The organism is Planctomicrobium stercoris, from assembly GCF_051465655.1.
Taxonomy (GTDB): domain Bacteria; phylum Planctomycetota; class Planctomycetia; order Planctomycetales; family Planctomycetaceae; genus Planctomicrobium.
The window spans coordinates 96382-115902 of record NZ_CP195791.1 but is presented as its reverse complement, the minus strand read 5'-3'; the positions used below and the strand labels follow the sequence as shown (position 1 = coordinate 115902).

The window sequence follows — 19521 nt, the reverse complement described above, 5'->3', positions numbered from 1 at the left end:
GGGGACAGGGGAATCAGTGTTGGAGCTTTTTGGTGGCTTCAATCAGTCGTTCTTCCTGTTCACGCAACTCCGGCGTGAAGGCTTCGCCGAAATCCTCCATCTCGTAGATGGGCCGGATTTCGATTTCGGAATCACTCTCCATGGGATTGGGACAGCGTTTCACCCACTCGATCGCCTCTTCCAGCGATTTCACTTTCCAGATCCAGAAGCCAGCGACCAGTTCTTTGGTCTCGGTGAACGGGCCATCCGTCACCGTTCGGTTCTTGCCTGAGAAGAGCACGCGAGCTCCTTTGGAACTGGGGTGAAGCCCTCGCCCGCGAGCATGATGCCGGCGTTCACGAGTTCTTCATTGAAGTTTCCCATCGCGGTCATCAGCTCTTCACTCGGCATCTTGCCCGCTTCCGATTCCGGACTCGCTTTGACGAGGACCATGACTCTCATGTTTCACTCCTGAAGTGGTGCAATAACAATAAATTGAAAAGGAACGATCGAAGAGCAGCGGGAAGCGTGACAGGATCTTCACGTGGGAAGTCCGCTCAGCTCCAGTACCGGACGGATTTCGACGGTTCCCTTCCGGGCAGCGGGGATCCGGCTGGCAATGTCGATCGCTGCATTCAGGTCCGGAGCGTCGACGATGAAATAGCCTCCCAGCTGTTCGCGGGTTTCCGCGAACGGTCCGTCGGTCACCATCCGTTTTCCATTTCGCAGCTGCACGCTGGTGGCGGTTGCGACCGGTTGCAGGGGAGAGGCGGCCACGAATTGACCTTGGCGATGCAGTTCATGCGTCAAGTCGGTGGACTCGTCGAAGCACTTCTGCCGTTCCGCCTCCGTCCACGCCTTTTCATCCGAGTAAATCAACAGCATGTATTTCATGGTTAACGTATCCAGTCAGAACATTCAGGACGATTTCACTCGATAGTAGTTGGCAGTCATAAACTGCATCCAGGTGCCGTCCGGCTGCAAGGCCTGCGAGGTCAGCATGCGGTGGTCATCGCTCACGAAGATGATGCTGTCCTTGTACTGGGCTGTCCCGCTGCCGCTGAAGCTGGGACCGACGGTGTCCAGAATGAGTGAGTTGCCGGTGGAATCCACCTCGCCGCTGTAGACCCACAGGTATGTCATCACACTTGCCACAAATGTCCCAACATAGCGCCCCTGATCAGGATCAAATCCCAGCGTCATGATATTGACCGCTGTGCCTCCTTCAGGCATTTCCGCAGTTCCCTCGCAGATCACCCACAATCCTCCGAGTGATCGGACAACTTCCCGGCCCGTATGCTTCATAGGAGGCTGATCAGGTCCCATGCTGCATTCCATTTCTGATCGCCATTCACCCACCAGTTTGTTCAGCCAGGCATGTTGTTCCTGAGGTTTCGCGAACATGAAATCTTCTCCTTGCGTTCTGAATTCAATTGACTACGAGATGTTGATACGGTTTTTCGCGGATCTGAAAGTGGTCCGGATGCTGACACCTCCGGCTCACCAAATCGATTCGAGTTTGTCAGGGAGTGAGCTGACCTTCCAGGCGTGACTTTCGAGCGGCTGCGAGTTCACAGAACGCGACGTCTGCAGGACGAATTTCGAAGCCTCCCATCCGGACCCCGGGATGCAGCGACATCAGCTGGATCGCGTGATTCAGGTCCCGGGCTTCCAGGAAGAGGATCCCTCCCAGATGTTCTTTGATCTCAGCGAAGGGTCCGTCGGTCACGCTCACCTTGCCGTTCTGCATTCTCACCGTGGCACCTTCGCGGGAATGCTGAAGGGCTTCGCCCCCCAGAAAATGTCCTCCACGCCGGAGTTCATCGTCGTAGGCAAAGCACTGCTCGATCAGCTGGTCACGTTCTTCAGCAGAGAACGCGTCCCAGGCGGTCTCATCCAGAAATCCCAGACAGATGAATTTCATCGGTTCCTCGATTCAGCAGGCGAAACATCAGTGACTTCCTGAAGTAGTCGATGAAATCGGGGCAAATCGACAGAGGAATTTCGGTTTTTTCAAAATACTCGAAATCGCAACGTCAGATGACCAATCGGCACGGGCTCTGACAAAGTTCGCTGATTTCCCGCACCCGGAGAGTGCGGAGACTGTATCTCGCACTCTACGGGTGCGAGCATTCTCAAAAAAATCGTATCCTTCTATCGCAGTTTTCCAAAAGGACTGTCACGTTCCGCAGGCGATAATATGGGCTTGCATGCGGAGGAAATCCTGAATCACCTGCACCTGATAGACCAAACTGGTCTAACGCGGCGATTTCTCGGGAAGAAGTCGTTTGCTCTCCAGGAGCTCCGGAGCAGGAAGCTTCACATCCCAGGCCAGACCGGTCATTTCCATCAGGCGAATGACGTACCAGGTCAAGTCCGGTTGCCACCACTCCAGCCCGTGTCGTGCGGATGTCGGGAACGCATGGTGATTGTTGTGAAAGCCTTCCCCGGCGCTCAGAATTCCGCACACAAAGTTGTTTCGGGATTCATCGTTCGAGTGGTAGTCACGACGACCGAACAGATGGCAGATGGAGTTGACCGAAAATGTGATGTGCTGAACCAGAAAGACCCGGACACATCCTCCCCAGAGAAATCCCAGCAAAGCGCCATCCGCTGTCCCGGTGATCCCCCATGCCACCAGTGTGGGGATGATGAACGTCAACGGGAACCAGACAATTTCCCAGGTGCGATGAATCGCCATCGCCACAGGGTCTGCCAGTAGATCGGGGACATACCGCACGTGGTCGGTCGAGATAATGTGTCCGGTCAAAATCCAGCCGACATGTGCATGCCAGAACCCTCGCAGGAAATTCATGAATCCCGGAGGATGATCATGAGGCGAATGGGGATCGCCCGGCTTGTCACTGAGGGCGTGATGTTTGCGATGGGCAGCACACCATTCCACGGGAGACTTCTGCAGCGCGAGCGCCCCCATCATCATCCAGAAGGCGCGAACCCACCGATAGGTCGAGAAGGAACGATGGGTCAGCAGCCGGTGATACCCCAGCGTCAGCCCCAGAGCTGTCAGCAACTGGCCGACGAACAGAATCGCCAGTTGAGTCCAGTCGAGCCAGCCTCTGCGCCAGCTGATCACCATGGCTGCGATCAGCCCAGCGAACGGAAGGACGATCCCGATGGTCACACCAATCGTGTGGATCAGCGGTGCCGGAGGGGGCTGGGACGTACGCTCGTGCGGAGCGGGTTCGACCATGGTGACATCACGCACCTCCGCAGGTCTCAGCGTTTGCGGGCTGACGGAACGGATCGAGTCGAGGGGAGCGTGCATCTCGTGAATACTTCCTGGATCCGTGATGTTGCACCCTGTCCGAAAGACGGGTGCGAACCTTCCCTGCGTGGAGAGCGCGGATTTTCAGCTGCAGGGAATGTCAGCTTAGTTGTGCTCTTTCCATCGGGCGAGATGAATTCGGACGTTTCTCCTGGCAGCTTCACAAGAAAAGCTGATTCTGCCGGACGTTGGCGACTCCCCGGTTTCACAGTCGATGGCATCTGATCGATTGTCGAAACCGATGCAGGTGTCACGACTTTGGGCTTTCGAATGGCAGAATGTCCGGTCCATAGCGAGATGTCCGCGATTCCGGTGGTGGGCTCGCTCTTTACCTTGAAACATCCCCCGCTTACGATCCTCCGCTGGAAACATTGGATTATTGGAATTGTCATGGCAGTGCTGCTTCAACTTAAAGACGCTGTAAAGAGTTACGGCGATCAACTTCTCCTCGACGAAGCTGAGGTGACCCTTTACGACGGAGTCAAAGTCGGATTCGTCGGGCGGAACGGGGCGGGAAAATCGACTCTGCTGCGTGTGCTGCTGGGGGAAGAAGAGCTCGACAGCGGAGAAGTCAGCCGGGCTTCGAATCTGCAGGTCGGATACCTTCGCCAGCATGATCCGTTTCTGCCGGGGGAATCTGCGCTCGAATTCCTGATGCGCGATTCCGGTCAACCCGACTGGAAGTGTGGAGAAGTCGCGGGCGAGTTCGAACTGAAGGGAGCCTATCTCGAAGGACCGGTCTCCAAGCTTTCCGGGGGATGGCAGACCCGCGTGAAGCTAGCTGCGCTTCTGCTGCATGAACCGCGACTCCTGCTGCTGGACGAACCGACCAACTTCCTCGACTTGCGAACGCAGATTCTGCTGGAGCATTTTCTGAAGCATTTCGATCAGGCGTGTCTGATCGTCTCGCACGACCGGGCGTTCCTCGGAGCGACCTGCACGCATACCCTCGATCTGACACGCGGCAAGTTGACGATGTACCCCGGGCCGATTGAAGGCTTCCTGCAGTATCAGGCTGATCGGCGCGAACACGATGAACGGGCCAATCAGGCCATCATTGCCAAGCAGAAACATCTGCAGAAGTTCATCGACAAGAACAAGGCCCGGGCCAGCACAGCCACCCGTGCCAAGTCTAAAGAGAAGCAGCTCGAGAAACTGCAGACCGTCGAGATTGCCAGTGATGATCCCACTGCGCACATGCGAGCTCCGCGGGTCGAACCCCGTCAGGGGCCGGCCGTCCGCTGCAAGGAGGTTTCGATCGGCTATGGCGATCACGTGATTGCCAAGGGGATCAATCTGGAGATCGATCACGGCCAGCGGGCCGCGATTGTGGGAGACAACGGTCAAGGGAAAACGACTCTCCTGCGCACGCTGGTCGATTCCCTCAAACCACTTTCCGGTGAGGTGAAGTGGGGTTACGGATGCGAGATCGGGGTCTACGCCCAGCATGTCTATACGAGCCTTCCTCCCAATCAGACGGTGCTCGAATATCTGGACTACGTCGCCAAACCCGGCACGACAACGCAGGAACTGCTGGCCGGAGCGGGGGCACTCCTGTTTCGTGGCGGACACACCAAGAAGAAGATCTCTGTCCTTTCCGGAGGGGAGCGTGCCCGTCTGTGCATGGCTGGTCTTCTGCTCGGAACTTACAACATTCTGGTTCTCGACGAACCGGGAAACCATCTCGATGTGGAAACGGTCGAGTCTCTGACGCAGGCCCTGTTGAACTACAAGGGAACGGTGCTCTTCACCAGTCACGATCGGCATTTCATGAAGAATGTCGCTACGTGTATTGTCGAAGTCCGCGACGGCCACGCGCGAAATTACGGCGGGGATTACGAAGCGTACCTGTACTCGGTCAACAAAGAGATTGAAGAGGGTGAACGCGAACTGGCAGCCAGCAAGGGCCGCGCAGCACCCATGCCATCCACAGCTGCGAAAAGCGTCAAGAAGACTGCCGCTCAAACGGCTCAACGGGATGAACGCACCGTTCGAAAAGAAAAGGTGAATCTCGAAAAGGCGATCGCCCGGCTGGATGAGCGGAAAAAAGAACTCAGCAGCCAGATGGAGACGGAAACCGATCCACAGCGGGCAGTCGATCTGTATGAAGAATTCGCCAAGGTCAGTGATGAACTGACCGCCTCCGAAGACCGCTGGATTGAACTGCAGGCGGAACTGGAACAATTGGAATCATAGAGGGAATCTCATGGAGGAGCGTCGTTTGATCGGCGCTTGATGCTCGGGTGTGGCCACCGAACTGGACAGCAGGTTCGACGCGGGTGTATTGTCGGTGTTGTCAGTTTTCAGGGCCACGAGATCAGGAGCATCTTCGATGTTTCGATTTGAACGAAACGTGACACTCTTTTCGGGGACCGTTGTCCTGGGCCTGATGCTCAGTCTGGGGCTGATGTCCCTCAATTCTGAAGTCCGGGCCGAATCGCCCGAAGAAGCGGTCCTGCCGATCGATCTGACGAGTTACTATCAGACTTCCGCTGCGAAGTTCGACTCGATGCAGTCGTACCCCTGGCGGGACGTTCCGCGTGGGCATCAGGTGCTTGGAAACATTCCGCTCGAAATTGGGGGAATGATCTGCCTGTGGGGAGGCGCGAACGCGAAGACCGGGCTGGTCTTCCCGGAGCAGTTGGAAGGGATTCGGGTCGGTCGAAATTTCTCGACGCTGTATCTGTATCACGCCACGTTCCATCGGTCTGAAGAAGCGGCTCCGGTCGTGCGCCTTGTCTTGCGTTATGCCGACGGGACCAGCCATGAACGGGTTCTCGAATACGGGACCCACGTGCGTGACTGGTACCGCTACGACGACGATCCTGAGGATCTGGGAGATCCAAAATCGCAACAGGTCTGGACCGGGATCAACTCAATGTGGAAGGCGGAACCGCCCCGGCAGCTGCATTTCTTCATTACGGAGATCGAAATTCCGCATCCCGACCAGGAGGTGGCATCAATCGACCTGTATTCGGCGAAAGGAAATTCCGCCTCGTGCATTCTGGCGATGACAACAGGCCCGGAAGGAATGCTGAAGGTCGATCCATTAACTCTGCACTCCAATCCGTTGTATCGCAAAAGCGAGTAGATCAGCTGACGAAAGTCTAACGTCCGGATTGCAGGTCGACTGAATGTGGATCGGGAGCGAGTTCACTTGAACGGGGACTCGAAACTGCTGCGCGAGGTGTTCCAGAAAATTCTCGCCGGAAACCCGCCTTGCCGGAGCTCGAGACTGCCGATACACTTCTGCAGACCAAGCAAGCGGAAACAACTCGGTTTTGTTCCGCTTTCGGCCTCGACTCGGTTGGAGCGCTCATTCGTTTCTTGCCGCGAAATGGCCCAACCGCCGCGAAATTTCGCGAACTCTTCGACAGCTCAATCAGAGGCAGCTTGTCGAAAATTCTAATTTTTGCGGCCCATTACTAAACGCACACATTTCATCGTCGATGTTGGTGATGATGGCGTTTACGTCAAATTGCGAGATTCCCAGGGCTGGGCATTCGCGGTGAGACGCCGTACTCAGAAGCCGATCACAGCCTGCTGTGTCGATTCTGACGTGGAAACCCGCCTGGCCCGCTTCCGTTGCGTTATTTCGCTTCAGGAAGTTCTCCACCGTTCAGCTGGCCCGGACTCCGACTCGTGTCGAGATGTTCTGTCGTCATGCTCCGATTGTCTTTGAAAGTGTTGACTTGAAACCCACCTTGTTTGCTGATTTGAATCTGCTCCCCGAAATCCATCAGGCACTGGCTGAAGTGGATTACACCACGCCCACCCCCATTCAGGCTCAGTCGATCCCTCATCTGCTCGACGGCCGTGACCTGCTCGGATGTGCCCAGACCGGAACCGGAAAAACCGCTGCATTCGCGCTGCCGATCCTGAACCGACTCGGTGTCGACCGGCAACGATCCATTCCCAACCGTCCTCAGGTGCTCATTCTCGCTCCGACGCGCGAACTCGCTTCGCAGATTGGTGAAAGTTTTCTGACCTATGGTCGATTCCTGAAAGTTCGCACGACTGTGATCTTCGGCGGGGTTGGCCAGGGACGCCAGGTGCAGTCGCTGAGTCGCGGCGTGCACGTGCTGGTCGCCACCCCGGGCCGACTGCTCGACCTGATCAATCAGGGGTATATTCATCTGGACCAGCTGAAAACCTTCGTCCTCGACGAAGCTGACCGGATGCTGGACATGGGCTTTCTGCCCGACCTGAAACGGATCATTGCCCGGCTCCCCAAAGAACGTCACTCCCTGTTCTTTTCCGCGACTCTGCCTGGGAAAGTGGCGGAACTCGCACAGAGCCTACTGACTGACCCTGTGAAAGTCGAAGTGGCACCCCAGTCCTCCACTGTGGAACTGATCGAACAGCAGGTGCTGTTTGTTTCCACGCCGGACAAGGGCCCGCTGCTCGACAGCATTTTGCAGGGTTCCACCGTCGGGAAGGCGTTGATTTTCACCCGCACGAAGCGCGGAGCCGACCGACTCGCCCGTCAGCTGTCGCTGCACGGAATTAAGGCGGAAGCCATCCACGGCAACAAGTCGCAGAACGCCCGGACCCGCACGCTGGAGATGTTCAAATCGGAGAAGTTGAACGTCCTGGTTGCGACCGATCTGGCAGCTCGAGGACTCGATGTCGAAGGTCTGACACACGTCGTGAACTACGATCTTCCTGTCGAACCGGAGTCTTACGTGCATCGTATCGGTCGCACCGGTCGGGCAGGTGCCAGCGGCATCGCCTATACGTTGTGTGATGCGACTGAGCGGGGCCAGCTGCGGGCGATCGAGAAGCTGATTCGACGTTCCGTCCCGGTTCATCCGGATTTTCCGGATCGTTTCCCTGCAGGAGCCGGACAGACTCGCGGGAAATCCCCAGGGGGAGCAAAATCCGGTCAACGTAGCGGCCAGCGTCGGCGCTCACGTGGCCCAGGTGGTTCGGGCTCCGGTACGGGCGGTGCTGCCAGTCGGGGCCAGGGTGGAAACGGGAGCCGTGGGAAGCGTTACGCCCGGCAGGCGTAAGCGGACCTGACGACAATTTGAAAGCGGTATTGATGACCCCGAAGGCGTTCGCGCTTTCGGGGTCGTTTTCGTTGGACGGGAGGGATTTCATCTGTCCCTGCTGTCGGGCGGCGGGCCAATCCCTGTTGGCGACATGCTGCCTGAAAATCGGGCATTCAGAGTGGTCAAAAAGCCTGTTTCATCGGTTTTGCTTGCTGTGCTGATTGAAGTGAATTTGCTGCTGTTGGGGGGTGGGGATATTCCGGTTCTCTCGAAGGAATTTCTGCCATTTCTTGCGTGTTTTGCCTGAAGGGTCCCGCTTCGCTTTTTAGTAAAGGGGCCGCAGGCGGTTCCACCGCATTTGTTTTCTCAAAAACGACCGGTGAATCATTTTTTCATCAAGTTAGGGGCTTGTGCTCTTTTGCCCACCATGGCATCGTGAAGTAGGTTGAAACAACGACTTCAACAGGACGAAGACGTCTGCTCCGCGATGTCCGGGAGCTATTTGCAGGGAGGGTCGGCTTGAAGTGTCCACCAGCTGCCAGTGAAGGGGAGCAGAATGGATTTGACGACCATCAAGGATCGATTCAGAAACGTCTTCAGAATCGCCATTTGTTTTGGACTGTGGTGTACCCTGAGTGCGGGAGTCCTCGTTGCTGAGGAACTGACCGACGCACAGGCGGCACTGGCCAGCGGAACCCGGTTCGAAGAACAGCGAAACTGGAAAGAAGCCGTTTCGGTCTACAAGAAAGCGGTCAAGCAGTGGCCGGATCAGGAGGCGCTCAGCCGCGGGCTGCGTCGTTCCCAGTTCCAGTTCTCGGTGGCTCGCCGTTACACGGACGCGACGTTCCTCACCACCCTCAAACCGATGTCTCGCGACGTGGCCCTCGCCCTGTATGACGATGTGCTCAACAACGTGCAGACGTACTACGTCGATCCGATCAACACCACCTCCATCGTCGCACACGGGACGGAGAGTCTGTGGCTGGCCCTCGGCAACGATCGATTCCTCGAAGAAAACCTGTTCGGTGCTCCCAGCGAGCGGATTCAGAAGCTGCGTCGCGATCTCTACGAAAAGTACTGGAACAAACAGGTCTCCGGTCAGGCGGGCGCCCGTCAGCTGGTCTCGGAAGTCTGCGATCTCTGCCGACAGAGCGTCGGCCTGGAAAACGGTGCCGTCGTGATGGAATACGTATTCGGTGCCTGCAATTGCCTGGATGACTACTCCAACGTGCTCAGCCCCGGAAAGAAGCAGGATCTCTTTGGAAACATCAAAGGGGAGTTCGTCGGAATCGGGATTGTCATGGACGCCGAAGCGGGCAAGGGAATGAGTCTGGCACAAGTCCTTCCGGAAAGTCCAGCTGCTGAAGCGGGCTTGCGACGGGGCGACTACATCACCGCTGTCGACGGCAAAGACGTTCGCAACTTCTCCACGGAAGAAGCGGCCGGGTTGCTGGCTGGAAAAGCAGGCTCCCGCGTGAATCTGGAAGTCTCACGCAAAGACACCGCAACCTTTCAGGTCAGCTGCAACCGGCGTGAAGTCAAAGTTCGCAGCATCCCCGTCTACAAGATTATCGACTCCACACGCGGCATCGGATACATCCAGATGACCGGGTTCCAGCAGAGCACCGTGGCCGAGATGGATCAGGCCCTCAACGATCTGAACAAGCAGGGAATGCGTTCGCTGATCTGGGACCTGCGTGAGAATCCGGGTGGACTGCTGACAGCTGCCATCGAAGTGCTGGACCGGTTCCTGGAAGAAGGGGTGATCGTCTCCACTCGCGGCCGGGCCAGTGATCAGAACATGACGTACACCGCCCACCGTCCGGGGACCTGGAACATTCCACTGGTGCTCCTGATTGATGAAAACAGTGCCAGTGCCAGCGAGATCGTCGCCGGTGCGATTCGCGATCATCAGCGAGGAACCATCGTCGGCCGAACATCCTTCGGGAAGTGGAGCGTTCAGTCGATCTTCGATTCGCGGTACTCCACAGCCATCCGACTGACCACCGCCAAGTTCTACTCGCCACGCGGCAACACATGGGGAAAGATCGGACTCCAGCCTGACGTCGTTGTGCAGAACGGACCGGAGAACCGCGTCCTCGGCGAAGTCGATCTGGAGAACGACCCGGACCTTCGGGAAGCTCTGCGACAGATTCAAGGACTCGATTTCACAAAGAATTAGGCATCGTTTCCCACGAACTGATATGATCATCCACTCGTGAATCGGACTTTCCGGTTCACGAGTTTTTTCATTGATCCAGCTCTGAAATGACTGCCATGGCCCATTCACCTCCGGAACGGATTCCCGCCTGGCTTCCTCCCGGCGGAAGTGGACCGGACGTGAAATGGCATGTCCCCGTTTCCGGGACACTCACGAGCCTGGCCTACAGCCGCGAAGCAGGCGATCTGTTTGCAGCGAGCGATTCTCAGCAGATCACGCGGATTGATCCTTTCGGAAAGGTGGTCGCCGTCGCGGACCTGCCGGACTCAATTGTCGGGCTGAGCTGGAGTGATGACGGGTCCCGCGGCGCGGCGATCGTCGGAGACGATGTCGTATTGCGACTGGGGCGTGATCTGCAGGTCATTCAGAAGATCAATCTTCCTGACGTCTGTCTGAGCGTGGCGGTTTCTCCTTACGGGAATCATCTGGCTGTCTCGCTCGCCAACGGGACGACCCTGATCTACAACGAACGCAAACGCCGCATCGCCCAGTTTGAAACGCTACGCCCTCTGGCCTTTCTCCGGTTCTGCACGAGTGAAGCGATTCTCTTTGGAGCAGCCGAACACGGCCTGATCTGCTGTTTCAATCTGGCCGGCGCTCCGATCTGGCAGCAGACAAACTGGTCCAATGTCGGACGACTCTGTCTGACGGGAGACGGCGATCTGCTTTATCTGGCGAGCTTCGGTCACGGGATCCAGACCTTTGATGGTGACGGAGCTGCTGTGGGATCTTATGTCCTCGAGGGGACGGTTCATCGCATTGATGCCAGTTACGAACCCGGTCGACTGGTGGCAGCGACGATCGAGCGATCCCTGTACTGGTTGAATGCAGGCGGAGAGATGCTCTGGAGCACGCAGGTGGACGACGACATCGCTGATCTGATCTGCGATCCGTTCGGGGCCTGGGCGATCTGCGGAATGGCTCGACAGGGTATTTACCGCCTCGACTGGCCAGTCTGAGGGCAACAAGCAAAACGGATGACTGATCCCGGCGACCGGTCCCGGGCAGTAGGCAAAAAAAATTGCCACCGCGTAAACGGTGGCAATCATTTGTTGGAACTCTCACACAGGGTTATGGTCGGGGGCTACGTCCGGGGACCGGCTTGCCTCCCATCCCCGGGGGGCCCTGGCTGGTGGCCTCGCTCCGCACGCGCAGCTGACTCCGCGGGCCGCGTCCTTTGGGGCCCTGGCTCATGGCTGGGCCTTCGGAGCCGAGCAGCCCCAGTTCCGCCAGGGCTCCATCGCCAGCATTCGTTTCCGGGGTCTTCAGGTATTCGAACAGCTCAGTCTGAAGTTTCACGTAATCCTTCTGAGACTTGTGTTCTTTTCTGACCCGGTCTGGATTGAGGTACTTCAGTTCGTGATCCACGCTGGCCATCAGCACCTTGGGGGTGTTGGGAAGTCGGCCTCTGGTTCCCACCGGGAGTTTGATTCCGGTTCCGTCATCCACATTCTCGTGGAATGCTTCGTCGATTTTCATGTCTTCGGTTGCGTCCACGAGAAAGTCCGTCGCCTTGAATTCAAACTTCTGCTTTCCGTTGATCATCTTGGCCGGATCGATCACCAGAGTTTCTTTCTCCTGTTTCATCTGCTGTCCGAAGCGGAGGTCCAGCAGGGCATTGATCACGGTTCCGTGCTGCTGAGCCCATTCATAGACGTCGAGGTAAACGGTGGGAAGAACTCGCGAGGACTGTTCGCGAATTTCCGTGAGGAAGTACTTCACATCCTTTTCCACCGTAACCGGACGGGTCACGTTGCTCCAAGGCGTTTCGCGGGTCTCCCCCTCCACCACGTGGTTCAGACCACCAGCGTCAGCAATGCGCTTGCCGTAGTTTGGATTGGCGAGAATGAAACGGACGCGGTAGCGGTAGGTCTTGCCGGGTTCAACGTTGAAGTCCAGATAACGGAACAGCAGCAGTTCCCCTTCCGCGGAGACCAGCGACTGAATCCACTTCCGGATGCGTTCTTCTTCTTCGGTTTTGTTCGTGGCCCCCTTGGCCATGTCGGAAATCAACTTCTGAACCGGATCGACGGTCGCGGTATTCCCGCGAGTACGGTTGGTTGCACCCGGCATTCCGCCTGGTCCGCCCATCCCCATGGAGCCCGACAGTGCTCCTCCCATTGGTCCCCGACCCATCGCGCCCATTCCGGGACTTTCAAACATCCCCACCCCCAGCATGTCCTGATTCAACTGGCGCGGGTCGAGTGTAAGACGGGAAAATCCACCTCGTTTGACGGTGCTTGCGTCCATTTCCTTCTGCTGATTGACTGCTTCCTGAAGCAGTTTTCTCTGCATTTCTGCTTCCAGAGCGATCTGTGAATCACTGAGGGTGAACTTTTCAATTCGCGGATGGGTCGCCTGTTTGTCCCATCGTCCGGAAATTCGCATCGGCAAGGGCATTGTGATCACGGCATTGGTGATCATCGGATTGACCACTTCCGCATCGAATCCATCTGCCTTTGAGAGGATGTCTTCCGCCATCTTCATGTCGACCGGTTCCCACGGGCCGGACCACGGATCGTCTCCAGGCTGAGCCGTCTGACGTTCGAGTTCGAAGTCGCGGATGTCGAAGGTCGCCGCTGCGTAGTGGAACGACTTGTTGATGGCTTCAGCGTAATGAGTGATCTGCTCCCGCAGCGGGAAGACGGCCCGGACAGAGACGAAGTGATACCCTTCGCCCTTGAGAGTCTGAACTTCTGGTCCCGACATTCCGGGCTCGCCCGACAAGGCCCCACCCGACAAAGGCCCGCCGGGGGCGGTCATCATGGCTTCGAACTGCATTGCCCCGTAGCTGCGGGGGCCTTCCATGCCCGCCATGCCGGGCATTCCACTGGCAGCAGTGTTGGCATTTCGACGCAGTTCATCCGGGCGATCGCTGTCGTCGTCAACGTCCTTCTCCGCCAGCATCGACTCCTGTTCGGTTTCGGGAGTCATTTTGGATTCATCGAACATGTTGATAAAGACCCTGGCAGAGCTGGCAATCAGCTCTTCCGCCGGCTTCAGGATCGGTTCGGTGACAGGTTCGTTCCCCTTGAACGGATCGACCACCATCCGTCCCGACATTTCGACCAGCGATGGGCTGTACTCCTTCCGCAGGCGGTCGTAGACGATGTTGGCCGGCGCCGCTTCATCCGCGATCTTGTACTTTGCCATTTCCTCTTCAGGCCAGGTGTTGGCCTTCAGCTTCTTTTTCCCTTCGATCACCCTCTGCGTGATCTCCCGGGGAGTCCCCTCGTACGGGGTCCAGTTCGTGCCGGCCAGGGCCATGACGACGATCAGCGCGAACACTCCAAAAACGAACTTTTCGGCGTGATCGGCAGCCAGTTTTTTGACGTTCATTTTGGCCATTGGGAACCTCGTCGCGAATCGATGAACTGAATTTGTTTGCTGCGGAAATGATTCGGTGATTGGAGAACCGTCGCTACTGTTCCGGAGTCGGTGCTGTCTCATCACCGGGTTCGGAGGGAGTGGACGATTCGGGATCTGTGGTCGGTTCCGAATCCGGACCGGGCTCTTCCGTCGGCATGGCTTCACTGGTCTCCGGAGATTCCAGAGTCTCTTCTTCGAAGATCTCAACCTCAGCTGAAGGATCGGCCGGCATTGCTTCCGGATCTGTTTCCGAATCGGCTTCTTCGGTCGCTGGGACTTCCTCGGCGGGGAGCCCGTCCGGGGTTGTCGTCTGCGTGCTTCCGGCGCTGGCAGCTTCTTTTTCCGCAGCCTTGCGGGCTTCCACAGCAGCCAATGCTTCCTTCGGCTGCTTGTACATCGTGATCACGCCGCACAGGTCAAGCTGCACCAGATCCGGGTGGTTCAGCGACGCCAAGGCGAACTCCGGGAGGTTGTCGGCATATGGATTTGGAAGCTGGGTGGCTGTCGTGTTTCCTGCCCCGAACCCGGGCCCCATGCCGCCGCGCCCGCCCATGCCGCCGCGTCCAGTCGACATCGGAGCCCGCACGGGAGTCCGGCCCATGCCCATTCCCATACCGATCCCTCCCATCCCTTCAGGACCGAAACCTCCCTGAGTGATGTTCGCACTTTCGGTGGCATACGGATTCACACCCACCTGAAACCGGCGGACTTGTACGGGCCAGTCGGAGTTGGCCAGCGTCGTGATGAAATCGGCGATCTTGGTTTGCTGGATGATGACTGACAGATAGAAACCACGCTCGAGGAACGGAGCTTCTTCACTCTCTTTGATGTATCGCTTGGGAGGAGTCGGAGCGGCGCCTCCGGATTCCATGGACATCATTCCCATCCCCATGCCCCCTTCACCTCCACCTTCGAGGGCAGGTCCGAATTCTTCCTCGGGACTAAAGGCAATGCCGGTCGGAATATTGGCTGCCCCGCGTCCTCCACCCATTCCGGACATCATCATGTCCATTCCACCACCGGGCCCGCCCCCCATGCCTCCTTCGGAAGCACTGTCCTTGGTTTTGGGTTCTCCGGATCCTCCCATGAGTTCGATCAAATCCACGCGACGAATGACCGCTTCGGAGATGGACTCTTTGTCTTCATTCATCTTGACGATGGCATCGATCAGGATTTCCGTCATCCAGATGTCGATCTGGGCATCCCACATTTCCTGGGACGTCAGACCGAAGGAATCAAACACCGCATGTGGAACCATCGCAGCGAGGATGAGTTTCTGGTTCGAGCGAACCGGAGCGGGTCTTCCCGGGACGGGGCGACCATTGGGATTGATGGCGCCGATGCCGGGGGCCGTTCCGATTCCTGGTGTCGTCCCTTCCGCCAGGACCGGCTCGACAGGCTGAGCACGGGCCTGCAGCTTTCGGATCAGACCGGGATAAAGACCTTTGTAGGTCAGTGGAACCTGCTGCTCGAAATCAGTCATGAATTCTTCAGGAACACGTGAGGCCACCTGCGGCGGCCACGTCATCCGCTCCTTCTGTTTTCGCCACAGATCCACGATGGCATCCTGTACGGATGCTTCGAGAAACTTGTTGATATGTTCGAGATTCTTGACGTAATTCTCGTTCGGTTCGTTCCCGGACGAGACACCGCTTTTGACCCCAGCCAGAGTCTTTTCTCGCTCTGCCGTCGCAGCTGTCAGCGATCCGTTCGCCGAGTAATACCCGTACAGAACCAGCGGAACGACCAGTCCAACGAGAATCCAGAAGTGATGGCGGATAACCGGTTGCAGCTTGTCCATGGGACGTTGCTTTCAAAAAACTTCGGAGTCACTGATGTTCAAACAGCTTCAGGATTTTACGGCGCTGGGGGTGTCGATTCGTCGGCCGATTCCGGATTCGCCGCGGCAGCAGCAGCCGCCTCCGCAGCAGCGACATCGGCTGCGATTCGGTCGGCCGGGGGGATCGGGGCAAACGCGAACTGAATCACGAAATCCGTGCGTTGCAGTTCCTTGGCGTTCGCAGGATCGGCGGGATTCCCCATCGGATTGCCCGGAGACCGTCCGGGGAAATTGCCTGGAGTGGGGAAATCGCCCATGGGATTATTCATGCCGGGCGTGTTGGGGCGAATCACACGGGCGGCCGCTGCCTTTTCACGTTCGACCGGATTGTAGAGCTCAACCTTCTGGCTGTGGTCCACGATCGTGGCGTGGGAAATTCCCATCCGGGTGACATCCCGCTCTTTGAAATCTGCGGGCTTCACTGTTCTCTTCTGAAGGTTCTTCAGGAAGTGATTGATGACGTAGAGAACCCCCGGCTCCTGGGGATTGTCTGGGTCCTGATGATACGTGTACCCCCGCAGAGTGACGATATAGCCGGGACCAGTCGGGCCCGTTTCACGGTCCGCAGGCAACATCAGCTGCTTCTGCGGATCCGTCAACGTGCCATACCAGGTTGAGCGGTCGTTCATGCGTTCCGAGGAGAACTGAGTCAACGAAATCAGGTTCTTCCGCCCGATTTCTTCCAGCGGAATTTCGACTTCGGCCGGGTCGCGTGGCAGGCAGTCGAGAACCGCGTTGAACAGCTCCATCCAGGCAAAGTCCCGGCGACCTTCCGTCAGTTCATCCAGCTTGGCCTTGATGGCGCTGTTATTGGTTTCCTGCGTTGCGTAGTTCGATTTGAAGTTACTGACTTCTGTCCCGAACCCCGTCGCCTCATCTTCCGCCTTCTTGAACTCCGGCGTATTGACGGATTTGTAAGAGAATGCGTTACCGATCGTGGAGAGGGACAGGCCGGCCAGAAGAGTGGCAGCGGTGGCCACGGCCCATGGCTTCTTCTTCCGGATCCTGCGGGCCGCGGTGATTTCCGGCGGCAGCAGTGACGTGCGAATGCGAGTCAGTTCCAGTCCCTGCAGGGCGAGCCCGTAGGGGACTGCAAAGCTCAGAACGTTCTCGGAGAACAGCGGCGAGTTGATCACCGAATCGCCGCTCAAAGCCCGGAACGTGTCCGGACGATCGACCTCGTATTGCAGATTCTGCTGCAGGAATTTCTGCAGACCAGCGAGTTTGAATCCGTTTCCGAGCCCGACCACCTTCACCACTTTGGCGGACCGGTTGACGCTCGAGAAGTAGCCGATCGAACGCTGAATTTCTGCGACATAGTCATTGAAGACGGGACGCAGAGCCTGGAACACCGCGCGGGGGTCAGGCGACTTGGTTGCGTTGCACTTCAGGTGTTCCGCCTTGGCGAAGCTGAGTTTCATCTCCTTCGTCAGAGCGCGGGTGAAATGATTTCCACCAATCGGGACGTTGCGGATCCAGATCTTGTATCCATTGGAGACCATGAGTGTCGTGTTGTCACAGCCCATGTCCAGGACGATGTAATAGTCGTTGCCTGGCTCACCGGCTGAATCACGGCGAATCCCCATTTCGTCCAGACTCAGGACGTTGTACAGCGCCAAAGGAGCGATCTGAATCAGCTCGATTTCGACTTTGGCATTGTTATACGGTTTCATCTGCTGCTGGATCTGGTCCTTCTTCATAGCGAAGAGACCGACCTCGGCGTCCAGCAGGAATCCACCTTCTTCTGCTCCTGCTCCCAGCGGCTGATAGTCCCAGATCACGTCTTCCAGCGCGAACGGAATCTGCTGGCGAGCTTCGTATTTCACGATCTCGTGCAGCTTGCTGGACTCAACAGGGGGAAGCTGAATGAAGCGGGCGAGCGCAGACTGCCCGGGAACTCCGATGGCGACAGCGTCCCCTTTCAAGTCGTTCCGGGACAGGAATGTCTCCATCGCCTGCGGAACGATCTCGTCCGGGATGGCATCCGGCTGGCTGAGGATTTTCGGATACTGAATGTAGTCGAAGGCTTCGGCCACAATCTGGTCGGTTCCGGCGACACGTCGAATCTTGATGGCCTTGAGAGCGGATTGACCAATGTCGATCCCCCAGGCTGCTCTGAATTCTGCCATAGACTTAGCTTTCTGAACGCGACTGTTATCTCGTCAGAACGAGAACCGGCTCGGATAACTGAAGGAACTACTTGGAGATGCGCTGAAGTGATGATGAAATCTCAGTTTACGCAACGACAGGAGCGTTCGCAAATGCAAACGCCCCTGTCAGTCGCGTCACCAGAGTTCTTGGCGGCCCTTCCTCTGGAAACACGGCCCGCACTTCCCTTGGCAGAAATATCAAGGTGGCCCGCTCGCCCTGACAGTTGCCGGCCCATGTTTTGAGACGCTTTGAAAATCCAAATTGTTCCAGGAACAATCGGAATTTCTGGCGGCACGCCCGTCATAATGCGTAAAAAACGCAGGCTGCGGGTCAGGATCCTTCGGCAGTTGCGTTTCCTGTCGGTTTTGAGCGTCGTTCGCCCGTCGCGGTGTGGAAGTCGGGCCACCGTTCCCAGGCATACGTCCATTCCATCCACATCCGCAGCAGGCTCCACAAGCTTCGCATCTTCGCCAGCTGATCCGGCGGCAGGTTGGAATTCTGCCGGACTGAGCTTTCAGCCGCGTTTTTCAGTCCCCAGCGTTCGGCCAGCGACTGGCAGATCCCGTCTGCTCCCAGGTCCAGCGGGCTCTCTTCCTGTAAGCCCCCAGCAGCTTCCGCTTCCACAAACAGGCTGAATAGCTCGCTGCGGGCCGGGTCCATTTCCAACGGGCGCTTGGCTTCTTCGCAGCTTTTCAGCACAGCATCGATCTGATCAAGAATTTTCTCTCGCAAAGTCATTTCAAGGCCTTCTCACATCGAATTGCCGTTGTTTCCGGACGGCGCCGGGCATGATTTCCAAGGGAAAGGGATTCAGAAAAGGTTATCCGAGTCCCCCGCTGCGGGACACCTTGCAGAGAGTCTGGTGGTCGAAACTTTGGTGAGTCGGTGAGCAAAGACTCTTTGGTCGGAATCTTCTGAATTGTTGCGTTGCAGGTCCGATCGCTCGGAATGAGGTTATCGTGCCGTTTCTTGCTGTTAAATTGAGTGTTTCAGGAACTTTGAGAAAAATGAGGTGATTCTGCGGAATCTGTTGGTTGAAATCTGTTAGGCGGTGGTAATCTGAATGCATGCCGTGGAAGGCAAGGTTCCTCGATGAGTTGCTCAAATGGGTCCGTCTGAGCAATGTGGGTGCAGGTTGACGCAGGGATTCTCGGGTTCGATTGGAATTCGGGAGAGCACACACGATGGCGATGTTGACAGCGTAGATTGCTTTCGATTGCCCTTTGGTCTAAACTTTGTGCCAAGCGGATTTGGGAATCGTGTATTCAAGCTGTAAAGCATTGCTGTTTAGGCGGTTAAGATGGGTATTGATAAAAGTTTGAAACGTGGCAGCCGGCTTGGTCGGTCGCGAAATGTGCTCAAACGAGATGAGCGAGTCGAGAAAATGAAGGCGGATGACCGCTGGAGCGATGGGCAAAGTCCACTGGGACTTCCCAAAACCCGCGTCCAGAAAGCGGTCATCGGCAAGAAGAAGAAGAAGGAAGAGGGAGAAGACGATCCCAAAGCCAAGGGCGGCAAGAAGAAATAGATCGTCCTCAGCGCTTCCCTTCGCCATTCCACGGCTGGATGAATTGTCATCCAGCCGTTTTTTTGTTTGTAGGGGAAGCGGACGACACCCGATGCTACGTGCGGTTCGAGAGTTATTGGCTCCAGGATTTCGCTGGAAACTGAGGCGACATTT

14 protein-coding genes and 1 pseudogene are annotated in these 19521 nt (G+C 57.0%); 6 read left to right on the top strand and 9 right to left on the bottom strand.

Annotation, left to right across the window (positions count from 1 at the left end; translation table 11 throughout):
* Positions 1-13: 13 nt before the first annotated feature.
* The 5 genes and pseudogenes from SH661x_RS00465 to SH661x_RS00445 all read right to left on the bottom strand — a co-directional run bounded on the left by SH661x_RS00465 (position 14) and on the right by SH661x_RS00445 (position 3265).
* Positions 14-441, bottom strand: a pseudogene (locus SH661x_RS00465) (YciI family protein).
* Between the two features lie 78 nt (positions 442-519).
* On the bottom strand, positions 520-873 hold the full coding sequence (locus tag SH661x_RS00460; RefSeq protein WP_437226942.1) for a YciI family protein: 354 nt from the start codon (positions 871-873) through the stop codon (positions 520-522).
* 24 nt (positions 874-897) lie between these two features.
* Positions 898-1383 carry a DUF1579 domain-containing protein gene (locus tag SH661x_RS00455; RefSeq protein WP_437226940.1) on the bottom strand — a complete coding sequence of 162 codons (486 nt, stop codon included), beginning with the start codon at positions 1381-1383 and terminating at the stop codon, positions 898-900.
* A gap of 118 nt (positions 1384-1501) precedes the next feature.
* Positions 1502-1903 carry a YciI family protein gene (locus SH661x_RS00450; protein ID WP_437226938.1) on the bottom strand — a complete coding sequence of 134 codons (402 nt, stop codon included), beginning with the start codon at positions 1901-1903 and terminating at the stop codon, positions 1502-1504.
* Between the two features lie 333 nt (positions 1904-2236).
* Positions 2237-3265 (bottom strand): acyl-CoA desaturase, encoded by a 1029-nt coding sequence (locus SH661x_RS00445; RefSeq protein WP_437226936.1) that lies wholly within the window; start codon positions 3263-3265, stop codon positions 2237-2239.
* 390 nt (positions 3266-3655) lie between these two features.
* Between SH661x_RS00445 and SH661x_RS00440 the strand changes: the two genes are divergently transcribed.
* From SH661x_RS00440 to SH661x_RS00420, 5 genes are all read left to right on the top strand, one after another.
* Positions 3656-5461, top strand: a complete 1806-nt coding sequence (locus SH661x_RS00440; RefSeq protein WP_437231156.1) for an ABC-F family ATP-binding cassette domain-containing protein — start codon at positions 3656-3658, stop codon at positions 5459-5461.
* A 136-nt stretch (positions 5462-5597) separates the two neighbouring features.
* Entirely contained in the window at positions 5598-6356 is a 759-nt protein-coding gene (locus SH661x_RS00435) for a hypothetical protein (RefSeq protein WP_437226934.1), read from the top strand.
* A 601-nt stretch (positions 6357-6957) separates the two neighbouring features.
* Positions 6958-8277: a DEAD/DEAH box helicase gene (locus SH661x_RS00430; RefSeq protein ID WP_437226932.1), complete on the top strand. Its 1320-nt coding sequence runs from the start codon at positions 6958-6960 to the stop codon at positions 8275-8277.
* Positions 8278-8815: 538 nt separating this feature from the next.
* Entirely contained in the window at positions 8816-10441 is a 1626-nt protein-coding gene (locus tag SH661x_RS00425; protein WP_437226930.1) for a S41 family peptidase, read from the top strand.
* A gap of 95 nt (positions 10442-10536) precedes the next feature.
* Complete coding sequence (locus tag SH661x_RS00420; protein WP_437226928.1) at positions 10537-11439, top strand: YncE family protein; 903 nt, start codon at positions 10537-10539, stop codon at positions 11437-11439.
* Positions 11440-11551: 112 nt separating this feature from the next.
* On the opposite strand, the gene SH661x_RS00415 is transcribed toward SH661x_RS00420, so the two are convergent.
* The 4 genes from SH661x_RS00415 to SH661x_RS00400 form a co-directional block, all read right to left on the bottom strand.
* Complete coding sequence (locus tag SH661x_RS00415; protein ID WP_437226927.1) at positions 11552-13828, bottom strand: hypothetical protein; 2277 nt, start codon at positions 13826-13828, stop codon at positions 11552-11554.
* Positions 13829-13901: 73 nt separating this feature from the next.
* The gene (locus SH661x_RS00410; protein ID WP_437226925.1) at positions 13902-15650 is read right to left on the bottom strand and encodes a hypothetical protein; all 1749 of its coding nucleotides are present in this window, start codon (positions 15648-15650) and stop codon (positions 13902-13904) included.
* A gap of 56 nt (positions 15651-15706) precedes the next feature.
* Positions 15707-17818 carry a type IV pilus assembly protein PilM gene (gene pilM / locus SH661x_RS00405; protein WP_437226923.1) on the bottom strand — a complete coding sequence of 704 codons (2112 nt, stop codon included), beginning with the start codon at positions 17816-17818 and terminating at the stop codon, positions 15707-15709.
* A gap of 352 nt (positions 17819-18170) precedes the next feature.
* The gene (locus tag SH661x_RS00400; RefSeq protein ID WP_437226921.1) at positions 18171-18578 is read right to left on the bottom strand and encodes a hypothetical protein; all 408 of its coding nucleotides are present in this window, start codon (positions 18576-18578) and stop codon (positions 18171-18173) included.
* Positions 18579-19140: 562 nt separating this feature from the next.
* On the opposite strand from SH661x_RS00400, the gene SH661x_RS00395 reads away from it, so the two are divergent.
* A complete protein-coding gene (locus SH661x_RS00395) occupies positions 19141-19368 on the top strand; it encodes a small basic protein (protein WP_437226919.1) in 228 nt (75 codons plus the stop codon).
* The last annotated feature ends 153 nt before the right edge of the window (positions 19369-19521 follow it).